Source organism: Pseudomonas sp. BP6 (assembly GCF_017875935.1).
Classification (GTDB): Bacteria; Pseudomonadota; Gammaproteobacteria; order Pseudomonadales; family Pseudomonadaceae; genus Aquipseudomonas; species Aquipseudomonas putida_Y.
Window position 1 is genome coordinate 3,144,760 of record NZ_JAGINI010000001.1, and the last position, 23,554, is coordinate 3,168,313.

Sequence of the window (23,554 nt, forward strand, 5' to 3'; positions counted from 1 at the left end):
CGCCAGCCTCAGGTGCCCATTAACTGATGCACCGTGGCGATCATCTCATCCATGTCGAATGGCTTGTCGAATATTGCGGCAAACAGGGCCGGACATCCTTGGCTGGCCTGCGCGCCGCTCATGAGGATGACCGGCAACTCGCTTAACGCCGGGTCCTCGCGTATGGCACGCGCCAACTCCTCGCCATTGAGTAGCGGCATCATGTAGTCGGTAATCACCAGCTGCACGCGTTTTTCCTTCAACGCCTCCAGTGCTTTGCAGCCATTGCTCGCCTTTTCCACCTGGAAACCTTCGTCCTCCAGGGCAAAACCGAGGATATCGGCGATCAGGTATTCGTCATCGACAATCAGGATGGTGTTCATCGGCTCGTCCGTCACCCGCTCCCCTGCGGCATCGGCGTTCCCGAGAGCACACCACAGGCACCTTCGAACGCCTTGCGCAAGGTAATGCCTTGCGGCCCGATCAGCAGCTCGTGCAAGGCCGGGTCATGATGGCTGTCACGTACTTTGAGGACCGACAGCATGCGCCGTAGTTGCGAGTCCAGTTCGACAAAGCGCATCAGCATAAGGTTGTCGACGATACTCGACAGGTCCGGTGCGGGGGCGCTGATTTCCGCGCCGAAGATGTCGCGCATCTCCCAGGTCAGGATCACACTGACATCGCGCGCGCGCAACTCACCCGCCAGCGCGCGGAAAAACGCATTGAGCCGCGTCGAGTCAATTGCCAGCCGGCTGAATGCGCCAAGGCTGTCGATCACCACGCGCTTGCTGCCCTGCGCCGCCACACACTCCAGCAGCCGCGCGCCAACCTGGTCCAGCAACCCCTCGGTGGTCGGCTGCCAGCACAGTTGCAAGCTACCACCCTGTTCCATCGCGGCAAAATCGTAACCGAGCGAAGCGGCCTTGCTGCGCAGGCGTTCGGGCGTTTCGTAAAAACCGAAATGCAACCCCGGTTCCTGCGGGGTGCTGGCACCGAGAAAGGCCAGGCCCAATGACGTCTTGCCACTTCCCGAAGGCCCCATCAACAGGCTGACTGACCCAGTGGCCAAGCCACCGCCAAGCATTTCATCGAAGGTTGGCACACCGCTGCTGATACGCGCCAAAGTGCCGCTGCCCAACTGGCTGGGGTGGCTGAACAACGCTTCCAGGCGAGGATAAACCTGCATGCCGGACTCATCGACAAGGCATTCGTGACGCCCCGACAACGCACCACTACCACGGGTCTTGCGCAATTGAACATGGCGCACTGCGCGGCTGCCCACCAGTTGCTCACCCAGTTCGATCACGCCATCGACCATGGTGTGTTCCGGGCTGCCCTCGTCCAGCCGGGCACTGGTCAACAGCAGAACGGTGCAGCCGGCAAAGGCTGCATGCCCCTGCAGCTCAGAGACGAACTTTTTGGTGTCCAGCGCGGTTTCCGCACGTACCCGAGCATTGAGCACACCGTCGACGATCAGCAGGCTGGCCTGTTGCCGGGCAATTTCCTGACGCAGCAAGCGCACCACTGCATCCAGCCCGTCCTGCTCAAGCGTATCAAAGGCACTGACGAACTGGATTTGTTCGCCGACCAGCGCCGGGTCGAAGAAGTCCAGCGTGGACAGATACTGGAACAAGCGTTCATGCGACTCGCTCAGCAACGTGGCCACCAGCACCCGACCACCGCCACGCACGTGGCCACAGGCCAGCTGATTGGCAAGGATGGTCTTACCGGCCCCCGGCGGCCCTTGGATAATGTAGGAGGCGCCAGCGATCAGGCCGCCCTTGAGCAATGCGTCGAGCCCGTCGATCCCCGTTACCAGCCGCTTCAGTGCCTGTGCCATGTTGTCTACCTGTCGAGTGGGCTATCCGTCTGGTCCTGATACATTGGCAAGTACAGTCGCATGCAAGTTCCCCGGCCAGGCTCGCTGTCGACATAAATCGCACCGCCACTTTGCCGGGCGAAACCATAGACCTGGCTGAGCCCCAGGCCGGTACCCTTGCCGAAAGGCTTGGTGGTGAAAAACGGCTCGAAGATACGCGGCAGTATCTCTTTGGGTATACCTTCGCCGCTGTCTTCCACCTTGAAGCGTACGAAGCTGCCCTTGAGCCCTTCAACTTCGCCGAGCAGCTCGACCACATCGACAGTCAGGCTGATCCGGCCATGCCCCTCGATGGCGTCACGGGCATTGAACAACAGGTTGAGCAACACCATCTGCAGTTGCCCGGCATCCACCTCGATCAGCGGCAGGTTCGGTTGCAGCAATACCTCCAAGTCAATTGAGCCTGGCAAAGCATGCTCAAGCAGGCCACGCGTAGCGGTAACCAAATCTGCAGGGGCAACGCTGGCCACATCGAGCTTGCGGTGCCGGGCAAAGCTGAGCAATTGCTGGGTCAGTTCGGTACCACGCTGGCTGGCATCGAGAATGTGCTGCAACATGCGCTGGGCGCGTGCCGGGTCCTGGGTGGCCAGTGCCAGGCGCGCCGAACTGATGATGATGGTCAACATGTTGTTGAAGTCGTGCGCCAGGCCACCGGTCAACTGGCCGAGGGCTTCAAGCTTCTGCGCCTGGAACAGCTGGGCGCGCACTGCGTCCAGCTGCAGCGCCGACTCGCGACGGTCAGTGATATCGCGTGTCACCTTGGCCAGGCCAATGATCTGGCCATTTTCATCACGGATCACATCCAGTGCAGCCAGGGCCCAGAACTGCGTGCCGTCCTTGCGCACCCGCCAGCCTTCGTCCTGCGCCACACCCTGCTCCAGCGCCCGGCGCAGCAACTGCTCGGGGCGGCCATCCGCACAATCCTGTGGGGTGAAGAACAACGAAAAGTGCTTGCCGATCACTTCATCTCCACGGTAACCCTTGATCCGTTGCGCGCCGGCGTTCCACGACACCACATGGCCGGAGGGGTCAAGCATGTAGATGGCATAATCCACCACCGACTGAACCAGCTGTTCATAACGATGGGCAGGCATGACGGGAGAGTCGAGACAGTCAGCTGGAACCATGCAAACTCCACTGGCACAGCAGGAGGGAGGAAATGAGCGTAGCCCGGAGCGCCTGCCAGTAGACCGCTGAACGACTACAGGCTGTCAGCGTTCCGGCTCGGTCAGCGCCGGGCTGATGCGACGCGGCATGGCCACTTTCAGCAACCACAGGCTCAGCACCATGATCATACCACCGCCGGCCAGTGCCAACATACGCTGCTGCTGTGAGTGCTCTGCATCGAAGCCCAGCAACAACAGGTACCCGCCCAGGCTGATCAGGCTGATGTAAAGAAATGCACCCAGCACGAGCACCTGCGCGAACACCAGCCGCCAGAATAACCGTGGACGCACCACACCTTCGCCAACTCGGCCCTGAGTCATTACGGAGCACTCTTGGATCCATTAATGGGCAACACTGGCGCAGTGATGGCAAGGTGTCAATTGCCCGTTCGATCGACCCTTCTATCTGTTGATCATAGGTGCTGCAGTTGACTCAACTATAACAATGGGTTATAAAGCGCGCTTGATTGCGAAGCCCTTCTGCCTAGAAGCGAGCTGGTCGTTGCGACCCCTTCAAGCGTGCGAGTGTGGTGGAATTGGTATACACAGCAGACTTAAAATCTGTCGGCGTGAGCCTTGCGGGTTCGAGTCCCGCCACTCGCACCAAACTTCGTTGAAAAGGCGCCCTTGCGGCGCCTTTTTGCTGCCTGACGGCAATGTCTTGCGCAGCTGCTAAAGTGGAGCTTGTACCCGTCCACTGGAACGCCGCCATGCGCTACTCCCTGTTCGATGGTCAACGCGACATCATTATCCTGATCGCCCGCATACTGCTGATGATCCTGTTCGTCTTGTCTGGCTGGGCCAAGCTGACCGGCTTCGAAGGCACGGTAGGCTACATGACCTCGCTCGGCGCCCCTGCCCCGATGCTGGCAGCAGGGATTGCTGTTATCATGGAGTTCGTCGTCGCAATCCTGTTGATCCTCGGTTTCTACACGCGGCCACTGGCGTTCCTGTTCGCGCTGTTCGTACTGGGCACGGCGCTGCTTGGCCACCCGTTCTGGAACATGGTCGACCCCGAGCGCAGCACCAACATGACCCAGTTTCTGAAAAACCTCAGCATCATGGGCGGCCTGCTGCTACTGGCGGTAAGCGGGCCCGGACGGTTCTCGGTGGACGGTCGCTGAGTCAGTCGTCGCAGTCGTCGAACCAGGCTGGGTGATCGCGCTCTTCATCATCGAGATCATCCAGCGTTTCCTCGTCTTCCTCCACTTCATCCTCGGCGCCCTGGGCATCTGCCTCGGGCTCCACGTCGTCGTAGAGAAATTCGTGGTCGAGCAGGTGATCGTGCTCGGGTTCGTGCAGGTCGTCTTCGTCGCGCATGCTGGCTCCTGGGATAATGGCAGGCCTGTATAGGCTGATCAGGGTGCCGGGTCAATGCATTGTCGCTTAATCCTGGGTTAACCGGCACGGCGCAGCCTGCAGGCTCTCCCTTCAAACGTCTTTTGCCCGCCCTTTATGGCGGGCTTTTTTATGGTTTTCACGAAATGCCGACATCCGGATGGGCACACTGACCCTGCTCCGTACGTTCTTGCAGCCCGCCGCATCATTGCCGCGGGCTTTTCTTTTTTCCGCACATGCCAGTCAGGCCTACGCAGGCATTTTATGGGCGCGTCCACCACGACCATGACCTGAAGCAGTTTTGCCTGGCCAGGCAAGGTCTATGCTGTCCCGGCGATAACCCAAGCTCACATCGGATATACACGGAGGCTCTTATGAAAGCTGCTGTCGTTGCACCTGGCCGTCGCGTGGACGTGGTAGAGAAAACCCTGCGCCCTCTCGAACACGGCGAAGCGCTGCTGAAGATGCAGTGCTGCGGGGTGTGCCATACCGACCTGCACGTGAAAAATGGCGACTTTGGTGACAAGACCGGTGTAGTACTGGGCCACGAAGGTATTGGTGTCGTCCAGGAAGTTGGCCCGGGCGTCACCTCGCTCAAGCCAGGCGACCGTGCCAGCGTTGCCTGGTTCTATCAGGGCTGCGGACACTGCGAATATTGCAACAGCGGCAACGAAACCCTGTGCCGCGACGTGAAGAATTCCGGCTACACCGTGGACGGCGGCATGGCCGAGGCCTGCATCGTCAAGGCCGACTACTCGGTTAAAGTACCCGACGGCCTCGACTCCGCTGCCGCCAGCAGCATCACCTGCGCTGGCGTCACGACCTACAAGGCAGTGAAGATCTCCAACGTTCGCGCCGGCCAATGGATCGCCATCTACGGGCTCGGCGGTCTGGGCAACCTGGCCCTGCAATATGCCAAGAACGTGTTCAACGCCAAAGTCATCGCCATCGACGTCAACGAAGAGCAACTGCGCTTCGCCAGCGAGATGGGCGCGGATCTGGTCGTCAACCCGCTCAACGAAGACGCCGCGAAGGTCATCCAGGCCAAGACCGGTGGCGCACATGCTGCCGTCGTGACTGCCGTGGCCAAAGGCGCGTTCAACTCGGCCGTCGATGCCTTGCGCGCTGGCGGGCGACTGGTGGCCGTCGGGCTTCCGTCGGAGTCCATGGACCTGAATATTCCCCGCCTGGTGCTTGATGGGATCGAAGTAGTGGGCTCGCTGGTAGGTACACGCCAGGACCTGCAGGAAGCCTTCCAGTTCGCCGCTGAAGGCAAAGTGGTGCCCAAGGTGACGCTGCGACCGATCGAGGATATCAACCAGATCTTTGACGAGATGCTCGAGGGCAAGATCAAAGGCCGGATGGTGATACAGTTCGAAGGCTGACAGGCCGACCCAGATTATTTGAAACCATCGCAAAGCCCGTAGATGACCACCTACGGGCTTTTGCCTTCTCAATAGTCAAGGAACAGACCATGACCGTCGACTGGCACGCTGGGCCGATTACCCGTACGACTCCACTGGACAAGCATTACCGTAACACGCAGAAGGTTCGTCAGTTTCTGCTCAGCGAGTGCGGGGCGGCATTCAAGTTCGACCGTGGATTCATGCTTTGGATCAAAAGTGGCACCCCATCAACCATGGGTGACGTCGCGGATGAATGGCTACGGAGGTATGGGTGACACTTTGCATCTGACGGCTGGAGGCAGCCTTTGGCTGCAGCCGTTGCTTTCAACATCTTGTCCAACGATTCAACCATGCTGGAATAATCCATTTCCTCACTCCCTCGCTGGTGAAATTGGCTTGCGTTCAACCATAGACTACGAACATTTCAATATTTGATCAGCAAACCTGGAAATATCACTCATCCTTCATGCTAAAGACCGACGCCCGCGAGGTGAGGTTCAAGAAAAGTGCTCAGCCTGCAATGGCGAGCCTGTGCATATTGAGGAGCTAGGTATGTCCATTCGAAGCTTGGCGAAGCACCTGCCGCCGGACCCTTCGCGGGAAGGCTGGGTAATCGGATGGGGGGTCCTGAGAGACCGACATCCATGGCATTTCGTCGACGTTTATGCTGACCAGAAAACGGCCATGGCAGAGGCGGAGCGCAGAGGAGATGGCTACGTGGTGGAATTCGGCTCGCACCGCTTGGGGACGCATGAGTTTATCTGCGGTGTAACCTTACCTGAAGGCTGATGCTCGATCGAAAAGGGTCATGGACAGGACGTCAAGGAATCATCTGCCCATTGGCAATTGCACTGGCTTCAAGCTTCGCACGCTCCGCGTCCAGAAAAACATAAGCGGCTTGTAGCGTGGTGATCTTCGTTTGAATCTCGGCCATCTTGGCGGCGACCAAGGCGGCGCCTTGCGCGCAGTCGATCGTGTTACCCCGCCTGGCCGCAAGGATGCCCCCGATCTCAGCAAGTGAAAAGCCCCCGCTCTGGGCGCTCTGTATGAAGGCCAAGTCAACAACGGTCTGTTCACTGTAACTGCGGTAGTTGTTGGCTTGTCGGTGTGGCTCGATAAGCCCGAGCTGTTCGTAATAGCGCAATGCATGGCGGCTGAGCCCACTCCGGCGCTCCAACTCTCCAATATTCACGTTAAAAATCCTTGACTGTAGAGCAGGCTCTACACCTTAGCCTGCGCCCATCATCCAAACAAGGATTCAAACATGAGTGTGGAATGCTTTGTCACCGGCGGCAGCGGCTTTGTGGGGCAACACTTGCTGGCCGGTCTTACTGCGCAAGGACACAAGACCTGGGTGCTGATGCGCAGCCCCGGCAACATCGAGCGCCTCAAGGAGCAGGTAGGCCAACTGGGGGGTAACCCTGAGTATATCCATGCCGTTGAAGGCGATATCAGCCAGGAGGGGCTTGGCCTCAGCAAATCAGACAAAGAATGCGTCACTTCGGCCGCTGTATTTTTCCATCTCGCGGCGGAATTTTCCTGGGGGCTGACACCGGAACGCGCCCGCACAGTCAATGTCCAAGGTGCTTTGAGAGTGGCCAGGCTTGCGGCCGACCAGCGCATCCGATTGCTCATGGTAGGCGGCTTCATGCTGCAAAACCTCAACCACCTTGCCAGTATCGGGGTTGATATTCAGTGCCCTGAAAACACAAACTGGCCCGCGGTCTACGCCCGTGTAGGCGGCTACGAAGGCAGCAAACTCGAGTCCCATTTTGCAGTCATCCGCTATATGCAAGACGCGGATGCGGATTACACGATTGTTCACCCTGCTACGGTGTGCGGCCACAGCGAGAACGGGCATATCCTGGACGGACAACCGCTTGCCGAACTCATTCGCAATCTGGCACAAGGCCGGTTCAAAGCTGTTCCCGGTTCCGCCAGTCACTGGTTGCCATTGGTCAGCGTCGATTATCTGGTGAACATGATAACTTGCGTGGCGTTCGACCCCTCCATGGCCAACCGGCAAGTTCTGGCGCTGTATGAGCGAACACCGAACTTGCAGGGAATGCTTTTGCAGATCGCAGACACGCTAAAGGTCAAGGCCCCCCGCCGCCATGTACCCATAGGGTTGCTCAGGTCGATATTGACGATTCCAGGACTGGCGACCCGCTTGGCGATCAGCGCCGAGTCCTTGAACTTTATTCAGACGCAGCGCTTCGACATGGGAAACAGCAGGCAATTGGAGCGCAAGTACGCGTTTACCCATCCCGACATGACGCAGGCCTTGGAAAACACGGTGCGCTATGTCAGCGACTACTTGATGAAAAAGTCCAAAAGAGAAGGCGCTGGCCAGCGAGGATAACGGGCCAGGCCGATGAAGCCTTCCCTGCCGGCTTGCTGGAAGTCTGGAGACGCAGGGGTTTCATGCACTGCGTCTTCGCTGATGACAGTAAGTCACCGCTCGACCTCCGGCGCTGCGCGCCTGGCCGCTATTTCGAGGCAGCCAGAACGCCTACGGCAGGCGCACCTTCAGTGGCGACACGTCGGGCCCGACCAACGCCCCACGCCAAAGCCCTGGTCATCGACTCGCCAGGGCGAGAATCGAAGGTCTCTTCATGGATAGCCATGCCGCCTGGGGCGTACACCCCGATGAACATCTGCGTGTTGCCTGTCCGCGACAGCCGCGTCTGGACATCAATGTATGTCCCATCGTCGAGTGTCTCGTCGTGAGTTCGGTGATGAAGCGTCGGGTCAGCCCAGGCCCAGAAAACATCACCGCGTATTCTCATGAGGCGCTCCTACGACTTTAGTTGTAGTCAGGTGGTTTATTGCCACCATAGCGAACGTGCAGTTTTACGCAAATTCGTCTGACTCATCTGTGAGCTGAATCGGACAATCGGCTATTCAGCAGCCCCGCCAGAGACTCAGCGCTTGTCGTGAAGCTCCGGCGGCCATGCGCTCAAGAACCACATGATCCCTGGCGTCAATACATAGATCCAGTGCTGGCCAGGGTAGATGAAGATGCCGACAGCCCAGATGGCGAGTAAGATTCCGCCCGCTCGCCTACGCCGCCTCGGCGTGAACCATTCCTGAAACGCCTTGTGCCCCTCCCGCAGTTTCATTACCACCCTCCCTGTTTGGTAAGCGGCGAAGCATATCACCGCTAATTCAACGATAACGCGTCCCCGGCAAAGGCGGCGCCTGCACGCAAGAACCACGAAGTGACCGAACAACAACACGACGAGCGCAAGCCGGACCGGGTCATCCGCCAACATCTACGGGTTCAAGCAGCTGCGCTCAGTGTTTGACTAGACATAATGGCCCCCAGCACGCCGGCCCTGATCACGCAGTACTGCGACTCAAGGTTGGCTAAGAGGTTTCGGAACTCCATGCCAAAAGTTACCGAGCTCTTGGTTTTTTCGACCCATAAAGAAAAACCCCGCAGACGTTAATCTGCGGGGCTTTCGAATGGTGGAGGCCGAGGTCGGAATCGAACCGGCGTAGACGGATTTGCAATCCGGAGCATAACCACTTTGCTACTCGGCCTCAAAGGTCGGATCTAGCTGCTTGCGCTTTGCTATCTCCTTGAAACACTGAACCTTTTTCAAAGTTTGCTGCGTTTCGATGGGCGCCATTATGTCTTCATTCTTTTAACCTTGCAACCCCCTGAACGAAAAAAAATTTCAACAGGTTCAAGGTGTTAGCGCAGGCGGCTGAGTTTGCTCCACAAGCCCAGCACCGTGTTCTCCACTGTACCGCTGGCGGCCATGCCAATACGCTCCTGCAGGCTCTTGCGTTGGGCATAGTGCAGGTGGAACAGGTTGGCGTTGCGTGCGCGTTCGCTCAGGTACTCGTCACTGGTCTGCAGCTCGTCCACCAGCTTGCGATTGAGCGCCGCCACGCCCAGCCAGACTTCGCCAGTGGCGACTTCGTCGATGTGCAGTTGCGGACGATAGCGGGAGACGAAATCCTTGAACAACTGGTGAGTGATGTCCAGGTCCTCCTGGAACTTCTCCCGGCCCTTCTCGGTGTTTTCGCCAAAGACGGTCAGGGTGCGCTTGTATTCACCAGCAGTCAGCACTTCGAAGTCGATGTCGTGCTTTTTCAGCAGGCGGTTGACGTTGGGCAACTGCGCCACCACGCCAATAGACCCCAGTACGGCGAATGGGGCACTGACGATCTTCTCGCCGATGCAGGCCATCATGTAGCCACCGCTGGCAGCCACCTTGTCGATGCACACGGTCAACGGGATGCCCGCCTGACGAATACGCGCCAGTTGCGATGCAGCCAAGCCGTAACTGTGCACCAGGCCACCGCCGCTTTCCAGGCGCAGTACCACTTCGTCACGCGCGGTGGCGAGCGTCAGCAGTGCGGTGATTTCGTTGCGCAGGCTTTCGGTGGCCGAGGCTTTGATGTCGCCATCGAAATCCAGCACGAATACCCGGCTCTTGTCCTCGGACTCGGCCTTGCCCTTCTTCTGCTGCTTTTCTGCCTTCGCCTGCCGCTTGCGCAGTGCTTTGAGCTGGGCCTTGTCGAGCAGGCCGGACTCCAGGCGCTCACGCAGGTCCTTGTAAAAATCGTTCAGGCGGGTGACCTGTAATTGCCCGCCCGATTTGCGCCGACCTTTGCCACGCAGCCCGGCGATGGCAGACAGCACCACCAGGATGGCGATGACCAGGGTGGCGGTTTTGGCGAGAAAGCTTGCGTATTCGGCAAGAAACTCCACGTTGACTCCTTAAATGCCTGCGCCACTACGGCGCGTCACTGTTGCAAGCATACCGTTGCGCCTGTAGAGCTGCCAGCCGGTGTAAACGCTGGCAACATCTTTCAAACAACCTTTTCAAACGCTTGTATGTTTTTTCGTTGACAGCCCGTGTGCCGCATCCTAACCTCGCAGCAACCTCCAACAGGCCGGAACCTTCCGTGGGCAATCTCTACCTGATTCGACATGGCCAAGCCTCCTTCGGTGCCGATGACTACGACGTCCTCTCGCCCGTGGGCGTGCGCCAGAGCCAGGCCTTGGGTGAACACCTGGCCCAGTTGGGCGTGCGGCTGGACCGCTGCGTGGCTGGCGACCTGCGCCGCCAGCAGGATACCGCTCGGCTGGCGCTGCAGGCGCTGCACGCCAACGGCTGCCCGGTGCCGGCGGTTGAGACCGACGCCGCATTCAATGAGTTCGATGCCGACGGTGTGATCCGTGCCCTATTGCCCGACCTGCTGCCGGAGGAGCCCGATGCCCTGCATGTGCTGCGCAATGCCGCACAGCACCGCAGCGAGTTTCAGCGTCTGTTCGCGTTGATGGTGCAGCGCTGGCACGATGGCGAGCATGCCGATAATGGCCTGGAAACCTGGCATTCGTTTACGTCACGCGTACAAGGGGGCCTGCAACGCGTGCTGGACAGCGCCGGCAGCGGCGATCATGTTGCTATCTTCACCTCGGGTGGCACCATTGCCGCCCTGCTCCACCTGGTTACCGGTATTACCCCCAGCCAGGCGTTCGCGCTGAACTGGCAGATCATCAACACGTCGCTCAGCCAGCTGAAGTTTCGCGGCCGCGACGTGGCACTGACTTCCTTCAACAGCCAGGCCCATGTGCAGCTGTTGAGGGCGCCGGAGCTTGTCACCTACCGATAAGCCCGACTTGTTGTGTCCCTGCGGGGACGTGTAAATCACTCTATAAGGAATGCGCCATGACCTCCGTAGCTGATGCCGTCAAAAAGATGCAAGAGAAATTCAACCCATCCGCTGCCGCCGGCCTGGACCTGGTGTTCGGCTTCAACATCACCGACGAAGACAAGCACTACGCGCTGATCGTCAAGGACGGCACCTGCGACCTGCAGGAAGGCGAAAACCCGGATGCCAACTGCACCCTGGTGATGGACGCCGAAACGCTGAAGGGTATCGTCAGCGGCGAAACCGACGGCATGCAGGCCTTCATGGGCGGCAAGCTGCGGGTTGAGGGCGACATGATGCTGTCGATGAAACTCAGCGAACTGTTCCCGTCCTGAGGGCTGGGAGTACCGGATGATCAAAAAACCGAAGCCTGCCAGGCTTCGGTTTTTTTTGGCCTGCATTCGGTGCAGTGATCCACCAGCAACACCCTCACCTATATGGCATATGGCACGATTGTTCCAACCTCGGCGGACCATTAGATTACCCAATAGTACTTGCTATCGAGAATAAGGAAGACGCATGACGCTCACCGACCAGTCCACCCAGGTACGCCCCGGCGAAGAACTCGACGCGGCCGTCATCGACCCTTACTTCAAAGCCAATATCCCCGGCCTGCACGGCCTGCCGAGCATCAGCCAGTTCCCTGGCGGCGCCTCCAACCTCACTTATCTGGTCAGCTACCCGGATCGCGACTTCGTGCTGCGCCGACCTCCCTTCGGTCAAAAGGCCAAGTCGGCCCACGACATGGGTCGTGAGTTCCGCATCCTCAACCAGCTCAACAGTGGCTTCCCCTATTGCCCCAAGGCCTACGCACACTGCACCGACACCCGCCTGATCGGCGGCGAATTCTATGTGATGGAACGGGTCAAGGGCATCATCCTGCGCTCGGACATCCCGGCCGAACTGAACCTGGACGCCAGCCGGACCGAAGCCCTGTGCAAAAGCTTCATCGACCGCCTGGTCGAGTTGCACCAAGTGGACTACACCGCCTGCGGCCTGGCCGACCTGGGCAAGCCGGAGGGCTACGTGCAGCGCCAGATCGAGGGCTGGACCAGCCGTTATGAAAAAGCCCTGACACCGGATGCACCACGCTGGGAAAAAGTAACCGCCTGGCTGCACGACAAAATGCCCGCCGACCACCCGCGCCCAGGCATCGTGCACAACGACTACCGTTTCGACAACGTGATCCTGGATGCTGACAACCCCATGCGCATCATCGGTGTGCTGGACTGGGAGATGGCCACCCTGGGCGACCCACTCATGGACCTGGGCAACTGCCTGGCCTACTGGATCGAAGCCGGCGACCCGGCGCCAGTGCAACTGATGCGCCGCCAGCCAAGCAACGCGCCGGGCATGCTCAGCCGCCGCCAGTTCGTCGATTACTACGCCGAGCGCTCCGGCATCCGCCTGGACAACTTCGATTACTACTATTGCTATGGCCTGTTCCGCCTGGCAGGGATCGTTCAGCAAATCTACTACCGCTACTACCACGGCCAGACCCAGGACAAGCGTTTCGCCCAGTTCATTCACATGAACCGTTTGCTGGAACAAATGACCTTGCAGGTCATCGCCAAGTCCAGCTTCTGAGCACTGCCCACGACGACGGATAACAAGGAAAACAGCATGTCCAAGACCCACCTGTTCGACCTCGACGGCAAGATTGCCTTTGTTTCCGGCGCCAGCCGAGGCATCGGCGAGGCCATCGCCCACTTGCTCGCGCAGCAAGGGGCCCATGTGATTGTTTCCAGCCGCAAGCTTGAAGGGTGCCAGCAGGTGGCCGACGCCATCATTGCCGCCGGCGGCAAGGCCACGGCTGTGGCCTGCCACATTGGTGAGCTGGAACAGATTCAGCAGGTGTTCGCCGGCATTCGCGAACAGTTCGGGCGACTGGACGTGCTGGTCAACAATGCAGCCACCAACCCGCAATTCTGTAATGTGCTGGACACTGACCCAGGGGCGTTCCAGAAGACCGTGGACGTGAACATCCGTGGTTACTTCTTCATGTCGGTGGAGGCTGGCAAGCTGATGCGCGAGAACGGCGGCGGCAGCATCATCAACGTGGCGTCGATCAACGGAGTTTCGCCCGGGCTGTTCCAAGGCATCTATTCGGTGACCAAGGCGGCGGTCATCAACATGACCAAGGTGTTCGCCAAGGAGTGTGCGCCGTTCGGTATTCGCTGCAACGCGCTACTGCCGGGGCTGACCGACACCAAGTTCGCTTCGGCACTGGTGAAGAACGAAGCCATCCTCAATGCCGCCTTGCAGCAGATCCCGCTCAAGCGCGTGGCCGACCCCAAGGAAATGGCGGGCGCGGTGCTGTACCTGGCCAGCGATGCCTCCAGTTACACCACCGGCACCACGCTCAATGTCGACGGTGGCTTCCTGTCCTGATCAGGCTTTGACGGCGACCAAGGTGTAACTCAGGGGAAGGCGCGCCGGTTGCTCGCGCAGGCGATATTCACCGTCTTCGCCCTTGACCATCTGCCCCGGCAGCGCCTCCCAGGGGATGCTCTGGTGCTCGACCAGCGCAGTCAACTGCAGGCCGTGGGCCAGCAAGGCAGTGATCACTTCGCCCAGGCCGTGGTTCCATTCGTGGGTTTCGGTGTGGGCCAGGCGCTGATCGGTTTCGACGTAGGTCTGGTCGGTGTGCCACACCGTCGGCGATTCGTGCTCGAAGTACGGATATTCGAGCTGCAGGCGATCCTGATGGTCTTCGTTGACGGCCATCAGCATCGGGTGCCCGTCGCGCAGGAACAGCCGCCCGCCCGGTTTAAGCAGTGCCGCGACGGTGCGCGCCCACGGCTCGATGCGAGGCAACCAGCAGAGCGCGCCAATACCGGTGTAGACCAGGTCGAAAGTACCCGCCGGCAGTACCTTGTCGGCGGCATAGACGTCAGCCTCGACATACGAGATGGGCTGCGCGCAACGCTCGGCCAAAGCCCGTGCCTCGGCTAGCGAGGCCTTGGAATAATCCAGGCCGCAAACCTTGGCGCCAAGGCGCGCCAGCGAGAGGGTGTCGGTGCCGATGTGGCACTGCAAATGGACCGTCTCAAGCCCGTCGATGTCGCCGAGCAGTGGCAGGTCGAAGCGTACGGTTTCGGACAAGTGCCCGTGTTGCTGGACCAGGCGTTCGACTTCGTAGTCCTTCGAAGCAGCGTGCAACGGGGCACGTTCATCCCAGCTGATGCGGTTGAGTTGCAGTGAGCGGTCCATGGAGTCGTCCTTGTGTGGAAGCGCCTTATGCTAGCCGTCACCGCGCCCCCTGCAACACAACTGTCTTGATAAAAAGTGTAAAGCCCGCGCGCCCTCTGCTGTGGCAACAACTGCCTTGCTCATTACCCTGAATAGGCGGGCCCTTGCAGGAGTGGTGATAAAGCCAGCACAGGCGCCAGCCGTTACAGGCAGGTTGCAGCAGCCGCCCGGCGTTGCAGGGCCACGCCGTCGTTCTGCTTCGCGTAGTAATCCACACGCGTCCCGCCCGACTGCGGGTAAACGTCCACGAACGCTTCGGCCTCACGGGTATACACGGTGAACCCGCCCTGCTTGCGCTGTTCCAGGTAGCCGCTGGCGTCATCACCGAACACCTGCTCTTCCTGCCAACTGAACTGGATGCACTGGGCAACCAGCGCTGGTGCCTTGTGCGAGTCGAGCTGCGCAGTCGGCTTGCCGCCACGCGCGGTTTCCATGGTCGCAGAAGCGCAACCGGCCAGCATCAGCACCGCAGCCAACGGCAGAATCGCACGCATGTTCCATCCTCGGGGTCGCGAAAAAGAAGGCGACTCTAGCACTGGCAGGCATCCCGAGTGAATTGCCAGGCACTTGCCGCTGTCGCAGATAAGACATGCCGTCACAAGGAACGCATCATGAAACTGCACTATCTGCTACTCGCCGCCCTGCCTTGCCTGCCTCTGAGCGTCAGCGCCGCCCCCTCCAGCGAAGAAAGCATCACCGCCCCCGAAACCCACAACCGCGAACTGAACGTCGGCGACAAGGCCCCGGACCAGTACAAACGCGATGACCAGGCCATCAAGGACTGGAAAGCCAAAGGCCTGCCCGAGCCGGAAAAGGAAAGCCACTGGGTGCGCATGGACAAGCACTACGTGCTGGTACAGATCACCAATGGCGTGGTGCTGGCGATTCAACCGGCATCCTGACTCAACACGCCTTGGTCAAGGCAAGCCATTGCAGAGCAACTTGCCGCCGGCCAGGTACGCTTGGAAAGCGTTGATACGCCAGGACTGATCGATGCCGGTCAGCGCCATAGCCCGTTTTTCAGGCGGGCGCCTTGGCGCTGATCGCGTGAAGCACAATTTTTTTGCCCGTCCGGGAAACCAAATCGATCGACCCCAGTCTTAGAAGGTGCCCCGTAAACCTATGCGGATCAAGGACCTATATCGTGCTCACGCGTCTTGCAAGCCTTTCTCTGGTTGCTGTTGTCCTGCTGACCGCAGGCTGCCATAGCCATCGCTACCATGATGACGACGGCTGGCGTGACCGCGACCGTGACCATCGCCACCACCATCGCCATGACCGCGACGACGATGATCGGCAATACCGCGGTGACCGCTACTACCGCTGAAGCGTCCTTTCAGCCCTGACCTGCCGCCCGTTGCGCGGCGACTTATCCTGATGATTCCTTTGAGGTTCGTATCATGCGTCTGACTCTGCCTTCCCTTGCCCTCGGCCTGCTGCTGTGCCAGGGCGCTTTCGCCGGTGACGGTACTGCCGCCATTGGCGGCGGTCTGGGGGGTGTCCTGGGCAACGTTGTTGGCCAACAGCTCGGCGGCAAGACCGGCGCAGCCATCGGTGCCGGCGTTGGCGGCGCAGCCGGCAGCGCGGTCGGTGCACGCAAGGGCAACCGTACCGAAGCCGCCATCGGCGGTGGCTTGGGCTCGGCCGGTGGCTCGCTGCTGGGCGGCGCAGTAGGCGGCAAGACCGGTTCGACCGTGGGTGCCGGCCTGGGCGGCGCGGCCGGTGGAGCCCTCGGCAACCATCTGGGCGACGACAACCGCGGCAGCAAGAAGCACCGCCGCCACCGTCACTGAGCCCGTGACCGAAGGGCCGCATAGCGGCCCTTTTTGTTGCAGCACATCAACACCCCCTTCACTGCAAGCTGGCACACTGACTGCTACTGTCTATCGTGCCCCCGTGTGAAGGAACACCCCCTCCCCATGAACCATGAGTTGCTCTGGGTCCTCGGCCTGCTGGCCCTCGTGATTACCCTGTTCGTCATCAACCGCCCACGCATGGACGTGGTTGCGCTGTTGGTGATTCTCGCCCTGCCACTACTCGGCATCCTTACCGTAGAACAGGCCCTGGCCGGATTCAGTGACCCCAACGTGGTGCTGATCGCCGCCCTGTTCGTGATTGGCGAAGGCTTGGTGCGCACCGGCATTGCCTATCGCATCGGCGAATGGATGAGCGAGCGGGCCGGCAATAGCGAAGCACGCCTGCTGGTACTGCTGATGGTGGCGGTGGCCGGGCTGGGATCGATAATGAGCTCCACCGGCGTGGTGGCCATTTTCATCCCGGTGGTGCTGAGCATCGCTGCGCGCATGCAGCTCTCACCCAGCCGCCTGATGATGCCACTGGCTTTTGCCGGCCTCATCAGTGGCATGCTCAGCCTGGTCGCCACACCGCCCAACGTGGTGGTGCACAGCGAGCTGGTCCGCCATGGCGAAGCGGGGTTCAGCTTCTTCAGCTTTACCCCGTTCGGCCTGGTGGTACTGGTGCTGGGCATTGGCTACATGCTGCTGACCCGGCACTGGCTCAACGGTGAAGTGCGCAAGGACGGCCGGGTGGAAAGCCGCCGCACCTTGCTGGACCTGGTACTGGACTACAAGCTCAACGGCCGTGAACGACGCCTGCGCATCCGCCCTCAATCGCCGCTGATTGGCCACAACCTTGGCGAGCTGCAACTGCGCACCAGACACGGCGCCAACGTGATCGGTATCGAGCGCCAACACAAGTTCACCACGCGCGTGATCGCGGCCGACTCGGGCACCGTGCTGCATCAGGGCGACGTGCTGCTGCTCGACCTGTTCGCCAAGCATGACGACCTGCGCAGCCTGTGCCAAACCATGCAACTGGAACCGTTGCACTTCAAGGCCGCCTACTTCATCGACCAGTCCCAGGATTTGGGAATGGCGGAGGTCTCGCTGCCGCCAGGCTCGCAACTGATCGGCAAGAGTATCCTCGAACTGGCGTTTCGCACCCGCTATGGCCTCAATGTGGTCGGCCTGCGCCGCGATCAGGCAGCTATCGAAGCGCAACTGCTGGAAGAAAAGCTGCGCCTGGGTGACACCCTGCTGGTGGTCGGCCCGTGGAAGGCAGTGCGCCAGTTGCAAAGCAAGCCCAAAGACTTCCTGGTATTGAGCCTGCCCGCCGAGATCGACCTGGTCGCACCAGCCCGCACCCGCGCGCCGCAAGCAGTACTCAGCCTGGCAGTGATGGTCGGGCTAATGGTTAGCGGCGCCGTACCCAATGTGATTGCTGCGCTGATCGGCTGCCTGCTGATGGGCGCAGGCCGTTGCATCGACATGAACAGTGCTTATCGCGCCATCCACTGGCAAAGCCTGGTGCTGATCGTCGGCATGCTGCCCTTCGCCCAGGCGCTGCAGAAAACCGGCGGCATCGACCTGGCGGTGGGTGGGCTGGTGAACGTGCTGGGTGGTGCCGGCCCCAGCGCCATTCTTGCCTGCCTGTTCGCCGTCACTGCAGTGATCGGGCTGTTCATTTCCAACACCGCCACCGCAGTACTGATGGCACCGGTGGCTGTCAGCACTGCGGCGCAGTTGGGCATGTCACCCTACCCGTTCGCCATGACCGTAGCCCTGGCCGCGTCGGCGGCGTTCATGACGCCGGTGTCATCACCGGTCAACACGCTCGTGCTTGGGCCCGGGCAATACCGCTTTGCTGACTTCGTCAAGATTGGCGTACCGTTCACCGTGTTGGTGATGCTGGTTACCGTCGTGATGGTGCCGTGGTTCTTTGGACTGTGAGGAAGGCGGCCAGGAGTAGAGGCAATTTGACATTATCGCAACCAATCGCGGCAGATTGACATCAACCACCCTGACCCAACACACTGCGGGTAATTGCCCCAGGTGCTCCATCGCGTTGTCCTGGATTTCGTTTCCGCTTGCCGGTCGAGTTCATGGTTTTTCCAGCCCAATCGCGCGTGTTGCCTTATATCGTTGTACTTGGCGTGACCTTTGCCCTCACCCTGGGCGGCATCCTGGCACGCCCGATCGAATCGCTGTCGCTGTTTTGGCCAGTGAATGCGGTACTGGCCGGCATACTCCTGCGCTATCCCCGTCAAGCCACGTTTACCGGCTTTAGCCTGGTGTGGCTGGCCATGGTCGGCGCCGACCTGCTGTGTGGCAGTGCCTGGGTGCCGGCGCTGTGGTTCAACCTGTGCAATCTTGGTGTGGTGGTCACCCTCTGGCAACTGCTGTCGCGCTTGCCACGCATGCACCGGCGCATGCGCAGCCCGCACGGCGTACTCCGCGTGTTCGCCGCCTGCGCCGCCGCTGCCGTGGTAGCGGCCAGCATGGCAGCGGCAATGGCCGCACCGTGGTTCCAACAGTCGTTGCGCGCCACCTGGCTAGCCTGGTTCAGCGAACAGTTCTCGACCGGCGTGCTGGTGCTGCCAGTACTGCTCACTGCGCCCTCGGTACGGGCCTTGATGCGTGGCGGCGCGCAACCCATCCGCCTGGCGCCGTTGCTGGTGCTGCTGGCCTCGCTGGCATTCAGCATCGCCTTTGGTGGCCCGGGTGCCATTGCTTTCCCGATTGCCGCGTTACTGTGGTGTGCCTGGACCTACTCACCGTTCCTGGTGTCACTGCTGACACTCACGGCCGGCAGTACGCTGATCGTGGCCGTGGCGCAAAACCTCATGCACTTCAGCGTGCCGCAGAGCGAGCCTGGGGTTACCACGCTGATGTCGGCGCGCCTGGGCATCGCCATGCTGGTGCTCGGGCCGTTGGTGGTGGCCTGCGTCAGCCAGGCCAACCGTAGCCTCATGGCCCGTCTGGCGCACCAGGCCACCGTCGATCACCTCACCGGCGTGCTCACCCGCAGCGCCTTCACACGCCGCGCCAACGCGCTGCTGGAGAGCCGCCAACAGCACGCCCAGGCGCTGCCACTGACCCTGATGATGCTGGACGTCGATCACTTCAAGTCGATCAACGATGCCCACGGCCATGCAGTGGGTGATCAGGTGCTACGCCAATTCGCCGGCACCCTGCAGGACCAGTTGCACAACGACGAACTGTTAGCACGCCTGGGCGGCGAAGAATTCGTTGTCATGCTGCCGGGACTTGCGCCAGAGCGGGCCACCTTCACCGCCGAACGCCTGCGCCGCGCCATACAGGACCTGCACGTGGTGCAGGCCGACCAGCGCCTGCAGATTACCGTGAGTATCGGTGTGGCAGGCTGCGACGCAGACATGCCGGCCCCCGGCCTGGATGAACTGCTGGCGAGTGCCGACCAGGCTCTGTACCGGGCCAAGGCTCGGGGCCGCAACCGCGTCGAGCAGGCCGAAGCACAGCGCCTGGTGATCTGAACTAGCCGATCAGCAGGTCCCACGACAGCTTGGCGATCAGCACACACAACAGCACCAGGAACAGCCCGCGGACAAAACCGGCCCCCTTGCGTACCGCCAGCCAGGTACCGGTCAGCGCGCCGAGAATGTTACACACCGCCATGGGCAAGGCGATGGCGTACAGCACGTTGCCGGTCGGCACGAAGAACACCAGCGCCGCCAGGTTGGTGGCAATGTTTACCACCTTGGCCGAAGCCGAAGCGTGCAGAAAGTCCAGGGCAAAGAAGCGGATGAACAGGAAGATCAGAAAGCTACCGGTGCCGGGGCCGAACAGGCCATCGTAGAAGCCGATAGCGCCGCCGATCAGCACTGCCAGGCATTGCTCCTTGCGGCCGATCTGCGCAGGTTTGTGCAAGGTGCCGAAGTCCTTCTTGCAGAAGGTGTAGATAGCCATCAGCACGATCAGCACCAGCACTGCCGGGCGCATGACACTGGGGGGTACCAGCGACACCGTGGCGGCCCCCGCGAACGACATGACAAAGGCACTGAGTGCCGCCGGTACGATCAACCCCCAATCCAGCGTCACTTTACGGATGAACGAGCGGGCCGCGAAAGCCGTGCCGAACACGGACGCCAGCTTGTTGCTGCCGAGCAATGCCGCTGGTTGCGCGGTGGGCAACACGTTGAACAAGGCCGGGATCTGGATCAGCCCGCCACCACCCACCGCGGCGTCGATCAACCCAGCGGCGAAGGCGAACACAGAAAGCACAGCAATATCCATCATGACGCGGTTCCAGGCAGTGAAGACGCCTGCAAGGCTAATCAAAGTGGCGCGCTTGTGTTGAAATGCCATATTGCAATAACTGCAACAAGGAGCAGGCAATGGCATTGGACATGCTGCGGGAAATCCAGGCGTTCGTCAGCGTCGCACACAAGCGCAGCTTCGTTGCTGCCGCCCGCGCGCTGGGGCGTTCACCCAGTACAGTTACACGTGCTGTACAAACCCTGGAAGACAATACGGGAAGCAAACTACTCAACCGCAACGCCAACGCCGTCACCCTGACCGAGGCCGGCGAGCGCTTGCTGCCGCATGCCGAACGCTTGCTGGATGTGCAACGCGATGCCGCCGACGAACTGGCCGCGCTCAGCGGCAGCGCCCAAGGCTGGATTCGCTTTGCCGCGCCGCAACTGCTGGGAGAGCATGTGCTACCGCAAGTGCTTGCCGAGTTTTCCCGCCGCTACCCCCAAGTGACGCTGGACGTCCAGTACAGCGACGAAGCCCTTGACCCGCTGCAAGGTAAATTCGACTTCGTGGTGCGCGGTGCATTCCCGCAATCGAGCGAACTGATCGGCTACCCGCTTTGGCCCTACCAGCGCCACCTGTATGCCAGCCCGGCATATCTGGCCCTGGCTGGCACACCGCAACACCCGGAAGACCTGAATGGACACACCTTGATCCTGCATACCGCGCCACGCATCCTCAAGGCCTGGCACTTCTGCCACGATGGCCAGATCACCAGCCTGCGCCCCAGGCCCAGGCTCCGCCTGGGCTCAGGAAGCGCTGTCTACCACAGCACCCTGGCCGGCGCCGGCATTGCCCGCCTCGCCGCCTGGGTCGGCGAAGCACAGGTCAAGGTCGGCCGCCTGGTCCGGGTGTGTCCGCAGTACCGCCTGACGTCCAGCAGCGGCCAGGACCCACAGATGCATGCTGTATACCCTGCCGGCGAGTTGCCGGCGCGGGTACGTGACTTGCTGGTAGCCCTACGCCAAGCCGACTCGCCCCTCTGAAACAGACCATGAAACGACTGTTCAATTTCTGCTCAATTTAACAGAGCCCGCCGCGGATCTGGCTTGCAGCACTTTATCCACAGACCTACCCACGTTTTTTGTGGACAGATTTCCCAGCGTAAAGAACGACTTATCGCACAAGCAGCAATGCCGAATTGGCCAGCTTGACCAGCTCGATCCACTCCTGCGTACTGATTGACCCGGCTTGCTCAAGCGCCTCGGCATTGCGCAGTGCCTGATCATAGCCCGGCTCATCAAGCTGGCCTTCGGCGAGATAACGCCTACGCCACTCCAGCATGGCTGAAGTGCCTTTCTTGCATTCCATCAATCTATCGACTCCAAGGCAAAATACCGCCGAATAAGCGGCGGCGGGAGACTACACGAGGCTTTTGCACTTGAGAATGACTTGCACCTACCGCTGATCCAGCAGTGCAACGAGGAAGACTACCGGCCATTTGCCAATAGCGTGGGCCCGTCGCTTGAAGTGGACGGGCCGCGCAGGGAAAAAGCAGTTGAACTCAGCTTGGCGGAATGGTGCCAAGAATACCAATCAGAATGGTCAGCAGCAGAAAACCACCCAGGAACAGCGCCAGCTTGCCCATTGGAACCTCTACAGTTGTGATACGGGAATGGGCACATTGTCGAGCTTGGGCTGATACGGTTACAGATTCAGGTTTATGGAAAAAAAGCGGATCAGATGCGATGCGCGGATGCCGCCGGGCTGGATTCAGCCGCAGTGGTTGACGCTGACCACGTGTCGCTCGCGGGCCGGCAATTGATACACGAAGTTTCTAAACACGCCTCCAGGCTTGCGCAGTACCTGCGCCGGGTACGCTGCCCCTCGAAAGCTCTTGAGCCCAGCCAATACGGTAGATTGAGCTTGCCTGGGAGGACACGATCTGAAACACGGTTTGTAGGATTGTTTACCGCAATCTGTAGGAAATGGCGTGGCAATGAGTCTTGCCTGTATGAAACATCAGTTTCTCAGGCAAATTCGAGCTGCTACGGTCCATTTTTCCTACAACGGTACGGAAGCCTACAGCGTGAGAAAAGCATGGACTCGTTCAAAACCTCTGCACTGAAGTTGCAGAAAAATCTGCTAGACCTGCGCGTTGCGCGTGAGCGCCTGAGAGGTGAAGGCAAGGACAAGGAAGCAGATCAACTCGCTGGGCCGATCGCGCGGCTTGAGGAGGCCATCCGGCAATTGCCGGATAGCCTGAAGCCCGACACTTTGCAGTGACCTGCAAGAGCCACTGTCATGCTCCACAGCTCAGGCCTACCCATCTCAGAATCAAGCGGTTCTCATCTATATCTGTCCGGTAGTTGGAGCGCGCCATCACGTTGCGCGCCCGTACCCCAAGCCCGGCCAGCGGCCCGCATCGCCCCAGGTAATTGAGGAAGGTGGCCGGCAGGTCACATTGCAGGTGGGTATTTCAGCCTGCATGGCCACAACAGCTTTACCGTGCGGCGCTTTACTCTGGCAGCGACGCCTTGTTCGCCATCATCGCTGACTTCGAACTGCCCCAGCAGCTTCTGCAACTTGCTCGGCCAGGTCGGTCAGGTGCTCCCACTACTCGGGTGCAGTAGCCTCCAGAACTGCTCGCAGATCGCACAACAGTTCGATAATCGCACAAATTCAGCCAAACCCTCTCTACTGTTGCCCTATCTTGCGGCACGCTATAGCGAAAGTCAGCAAGCCATATCAAGTGCTGACAGGCCCCATCGCTTCACGCGCTCCGGCCAGCCCGACAACCACAACTCCAGGAACAACCAGGAGCTCGCC

Annotated in this window: 29 protein-coding genes, 2 tRNA genes and 1 pseudogene; 17 read left to right on the forward strand and 15 right to left on the reverse strand. The window is 60.3% G+C overall.

The annotated features are described in order from the left end of the window. Positions 1 to 8: 8 nt before the first annotated feature. From J3A98_RS14385 to J3A98_RS14400, 4 genes are all read right to left on the reverse strand, one after another. The gene (locus J3A98_RS14385) at positions 9 to 362 is read right to left on the reverse strand and encodes a response regulator (RefSeq protein WP_209966975.1); all 354 of its coding nucleotides are present in this window, start codon (positions 360 to 362) and stop codon (positions 9 to 11) included. 11 nt (positions 363 to 373) lie between these two features. Continuing rightward, a complete protein-coding gene (locus tag J3A98_RS14390) occupies positions 374 to 1,819 on the reverse strand; it encodes an ATPase domain-containing protein (protein WP_209966977.1) in 1,446 nt (481 codons plus the stop codon). Between the two features lie 5 nt (positions 1,820 to 1,824). Next, positions 1,825 to 2,985, reverse strand: coding sequence for an ATP-binding protein (locus J3A98_RS14395; protein ID WP_209966979.1), 1,161 nt, complete (start codon positions 2,983 to 2,985; stop codon positions 1,825 to 1,827). An 84-nt stretch (positions 2,986 to 3,069) separates the two neighbouring features. Then, positions 3,070 to 3,345: a hypothetical protein gene (locus J3A98_RS14400; protein WP_209966981.1), complete on the reverse strand. Its 276-nt coding sequence runs from the start codon at positions 3,343 to 3,345 to the stop codon at positions 3,070 to 3,072. A gap of 200 nt (positions 3,346 to 3,545) precedes the next feature. Between J3A98_RS14400 and J3A98_RS14405 the strand changes: the two genes are divergently transcribed. Both J3A98_RS14405 and J3A98_RS14410 read left to right on the forward strand, forming a co-directional pair. Continuing rightward, positions 3,546 to 3,630: transfer RNA gene (locus tag J3A98_RS14405), tRNA-Leu, on the forward strand. A 104-nt stretch (positions 3,631 to 3,734) separates the two neighbouring features. Next, positions 3,735 to 4,148, forward strand: coding sequence for a DoxX family protein (locus tag J3A98_RS14410; protein WP_209966984.1), 414 nt, complete (start codon positions 3,735 to 3,737; stop codon positions 4,146 to 4,148). Position 4,149: 1 nt separating this feature from the next. Here the strand turns inward: J3A98_RS14410 and J3A98_RS14415 are convergent, their stop codons facing one another. Then, positions 4,150 to 4,344, reverse strand: coding sequence for a hypothetical protein (locus J3A98_RS14415; protein WP_003250932.1), 195 nt, complete (start codon positions 4,342 to 4,344; stop codon positions 4,150 to 4,152). Positions 4,345 to 4,736: 392 nt separating this feature from the next. Between J3A98_RS14415 and adhP the strand changes: the two genes are divergently transcribed. The 3 genes from adhP (at position 4,737) to J3A98_RS26960 (ending at position 6,557) form a co-directional block, all read left to right on the forward strand. Beyond that, entirely contained in the window at positions 4,737 to 5,747 is a 1,011-nt protein-coding gene (gene adhP, locus J3A98_RS14420) for an alcohol dehydrogenase AdhP (protein WP_209966986.1), read from the forward strand. An 89-nt stretch (positions 5,748 to 5,836) separates the two neighbouring features. Then, entirely contained in the window at positions 5,837 to 6,043 is a 207-nt protein-coding gene (locus tag J3A98_RS14425; protein WP_019438758.1) for a DUF6434 domain-containing protein, read from the forward strand. A gap of 277 nt (positions 6,044 to 6,320) precedes the next feature. Further along, positions 6,321 to 6,557 carry a hypothetical protein gene (locus J3A98_RS26960; RefSeq protein ID WP_245355039.1) on the forward strand — a complete coding sequence of 79 codons (237 nt, stop codon included), beginning with the start codon at positions 6,321 to 6,323 and terminating at the stop codon, positions 6,555 to 6,557. 31 nt (positions 6,558 to 6,588) lie between these two features. Here the strand turns inward: J3A98_RS26960 and J3A98_RS14430 are convergent, their stop codons facing one another. After that, positions 6,589 to 6,960 (reverse strand): MerR family transcriptional regulator, encoded by a 372-nt coding sequence (locus J3A98_RS14430; RefSeq protein ID WP_209966988.1) that lies wholly within the window; start codon positions 6,958 to 6,960, stop codon positions 6,589 to 6,591. A gap of 72 nt (positions 6,961 to 7,032) precedes the next feature. Between J3A98_RS14430 and J3A98_RS14435 the strand changes: the two genes are divergently transcribed. Beyond that, entirely contained in the window at positions 7,033 to 8,130 is a 1,098-nt protein-coding gene (locus tag J3A98_RS14435; RefSeq protein ID WP_209966990.1) for an SDR family oxidoreductase, read from the forward strand. Positions 8,131 to 8,257: 127 nt separating this feature from the next. On the opposite strand, the gene J3A98_RS26965 is transcribed toward J3A98_RS14435, so the two are convergent. The 4 genes from J3A98_RS26965 to sohB all read right to left on the reverse strand — a co-directional run bounded on the left by J3A98_RS26965 (position 8,258) and on the right by sohB (position 10,494). Then, positions 8,258 to 8,557, reverse strand: coding sequence for a hypothetical protein (locus tag J3A98_RS26965; protein ID WP_210023739.1), 300 nt, complete (start codon positions 8,555 to 8,557; stop codon positions 8,258 to 8,260). A gap of 135 nt (positions 8,558 to 8,692) precedes the next feature. Then, complete coding sequence (locus J3A98_RS14440) at positions 8,693 to 8,890, reverse strand: hypothetical protein (protein ID WP_176682367.1); 198 nt, start codon at positions 8,888 to 8,890, stop codon at positions 8,693 to 8,695. A 350-nt stretch (positions 8,891 to 9,240) separates the two neighbouring features. Next, positions 9,241 to 9,314: transfer RNA gene (locus J3A98_RS14445), tRNA-Cys, on the reverse strand. A 154-nt stretch (positions 9,315 to 9,468) separates the two neighbouring features. Continuing rightward, a complete protein-coding gene (gene sohB, locus J3A98_RS14450; RefSeq protein ID WP_176682326.1) occupies positions 9,469 to 10,494 on the reverse strand; it encodes a protease SohB in 1,026 nt (341 codons plus the stop codon). Between the two features lie 197 nt (positions 10,495 to 10,691). Here sohB and J3A98_RS14455 point away from each other — a divergent pair, with 197 nt between their 5' ends. The 4 genes from J3A98_RS14455 (at position 10,692) to J3A98_RS14470 (ending at position 13,832) form a co-directional block, all read left to right on the forward strand. Continuing rightward, complete coding sequence (locus J3A98_RS14455) at positions 10,692 to 11,402, forward strand: histidine phosphatase family protein (protein ID WP_176682325.1); 711 nt, start codon at positions 10,692 to 10,694, stop codon at positions 11,400 to 11,402. Positions 11,403 to 11,458: 56 nt separating this feature from the next. Then, complete coding sequence (locus J3A98_RS14460) at positions 11,459 to 11,776, forward strand: SCP2 sterol-binding domain-containing protein (RefSeq protein ID WP_003251077.1); 318 nt, start codon at positions 11,459 to 11,461, stop codon at positions 11,774 to 11,776. Between the two features lie 184 nt (positions 11,777 to 11,960). Then, on the forward strand, positions 11,961 to 13,028 hold the full coding sequence (locus J3A98_RS14465; RefSeq protein WP_176682324.1) for a phosphotransferase family protein: 1,068 nt from the start codon (positions 11,961 to 11,963) through the stop codon (positions 13,026 to 13,028). Between the two features lie 36 nt (positions 13,029 to 13,064). Beyond that, entirely contained in the window at positions 13,065 to 13,832 is a 768-nt protein-coding gene (locus J3A98_RS14470) for an SDR family oxidoreductase (protein WP_021782185.1), read from the forward strand. Here the strand turns inward: J3A98_RS14470 and J3A98_RS14475 are convergent, their stop codons facing one another. Then, a complete protein-coding gene (locus J3A98_RS14475; protein WP_176682323.1) occupies positions 13,833 to 14,654 on the reverse strand; it encodes a class I SAM-dependent methyltransferase in 822 nt (273 codons plus the stop codon). A 182-nt stretch (positions 14,655 to 14,836) separates the two neighbouring features. Next, the gene (locus J3A98_RS14480) at positions 14,837 to 15,187 is read right to left on the reverse strand and encodes a hypothetical protein (protein WP_209966992.1); all 351 of its coding nucleotides are present in this window, start codon (positions 15,185 to 15,187) and stop codon (positions 14,837 to 14,839) included. Positions 15,188 to 15,304: 117 nt separating this feature from the next. Here J3A98_RS14480 and J3A98_RS14485 point away from each other — a divergent pair, with 117 nt between their 5' ends. The 5 genes from J3A98_RS14485 to J3A98_RS14505 all read left to right on the forward strand — a co-directional run bounded on the left by J3A98_RS14485 (position 15,305) and on the right by J3A98_RS14505 (position 20,004). Continuing rightward, positions 15,305 to 15,595 (forward strand): RcnB family protein, encoded by a 291-nt coding sequence (locus J3A98_RS14485; RefSeq protein ID WP_209966994.1) that lies wholly within the window; start codon positions 15,305 to 15,307, stop codon positions 15,593 to 15,595. Between the two features lie 242 nt (positions 15,596 to 15,837). After that, positions 15,838 to 16,020 carry a hypothetical protein gene (locus J3A98_RS14490; RefSeq protein ID WP_176682320.1) on the forward strand — a complete coding sequence of 61 codons (183 nt, stop codon included), beginning with the start codon at positions 15,838 to 15,840 and terminating at the stop codon, positions 16,018 to 16,020. A 73-nt stretch (positions 16,021 to 16,093) separates the two neighbouring features. Then, positions 16,094 to 16,486, forward strand: a complete 393-nt coding sequence (locus J3A98_RS14495) for a glycine zipper domain-containing protein (protein ID WP_016498896.1) — start codon at positions 16,094 to 16,096, stop codon at positions 16,484 to 16,486. 126 nt (positions 16,487 to 16,612) lie between these two features. Continuing rightward, a complete protein-coding gene (locus J3A98_RS14500) occupies positions 16,613 to 18,442 on the forward strand; it encodes an SLC13 family permease (protein WP_209966996.1) in 1,830 nt (609 codons plus the stop codon). A 137-nt stretch (positions 18,443 to 18,579) separates the two neighbouring features. Continuing rightward, a complete protein-coding gene (locus J3A98_RS14505) occupies positions 18,580 to 20,004 on the forward strand; it encodes a GGDEF domain-containing protein (RefSeq protein WP_209966998.1) in 1,425 nt (474 codons plus the stop codon). 1 nt (position 20,005) lies between these two features. On the opposite strand, the gene J3A98_RS14510 is transcribed toward J3A98_RS14505, so the two are convergent. Next, positions 20,006 to 20,767 (reverse strand): TSUP family transporter, encoded by a 762-nt coding sequence (locus J3A98_RS14510; protein WP_176682317.1) that lies wholly within the window; start codon positions 20,765 to 20,767, stop codon positions 20,006 to 20,008. A gap of 98 nt (positions 20,768 to 20,865) precedes the next feature. Between J3A98_RS14510 and J3A98_RS14515 the strand changes: the two genes are divergently transcribed. Further along, the gene (locus tag J3A98_RS14515; RefSeq protein ID WP_176682316.1) at positions 20,866 to 21,771 is read left to right on the forward strand and encodes a LysR family transcriptional regulator; all 906 of its coding nucleotides are present in this window, start codon (positions 20,866 to 20,868) and stop codon (positions 21,769 to 21,771) included. A gap of 130 nt (positions 21,772 to 21,901) precedes the next feature. On the opposite strand, the gene J3A98_RS14520 is transcribed toward J3A98_RS14515, so the two are convergent. Further along, the gene (locus J3A98_RS14520) at positions 21,902 to 22,096 is read right to left on the reverse strand and encodes a hypothetical protein (protein ID WP_176682315.1); all 195 of its coding nucleotides are present in this window, start codon (positions 22,094 to 22,096) and stop codon (positions 21,902 to 21,904) included. 729 nt (positions 22,097 to 22,825) lie between these two features. Between J3A98_RS14520 and J3A98_RS14525 the strand changes: the two genes are divergently transcribed. After that, a complete protein-coding gene (locus J3A98_RS14525) occupies positions 22,826 to 23,011 on the forward strand; it encodes a hypothetical protein (RefSeq protein ID WP_176682314.1) in 186 nt (61 codons plus the stop codon). Between the two features lie 16 nt (positions 23,012 to 23,027). Here J3A98_RS14525 and J3A98_RS27195 read toward each other — a convergent pair. Then, positions 23,028 to 23,162: pseudogene (locus J3A98_RS27195) on the reverse strand (hypothetical protein); the annotation flags it as partial. Positions 23,163 to 23,554: the final 392 nt, after the last annotated feature.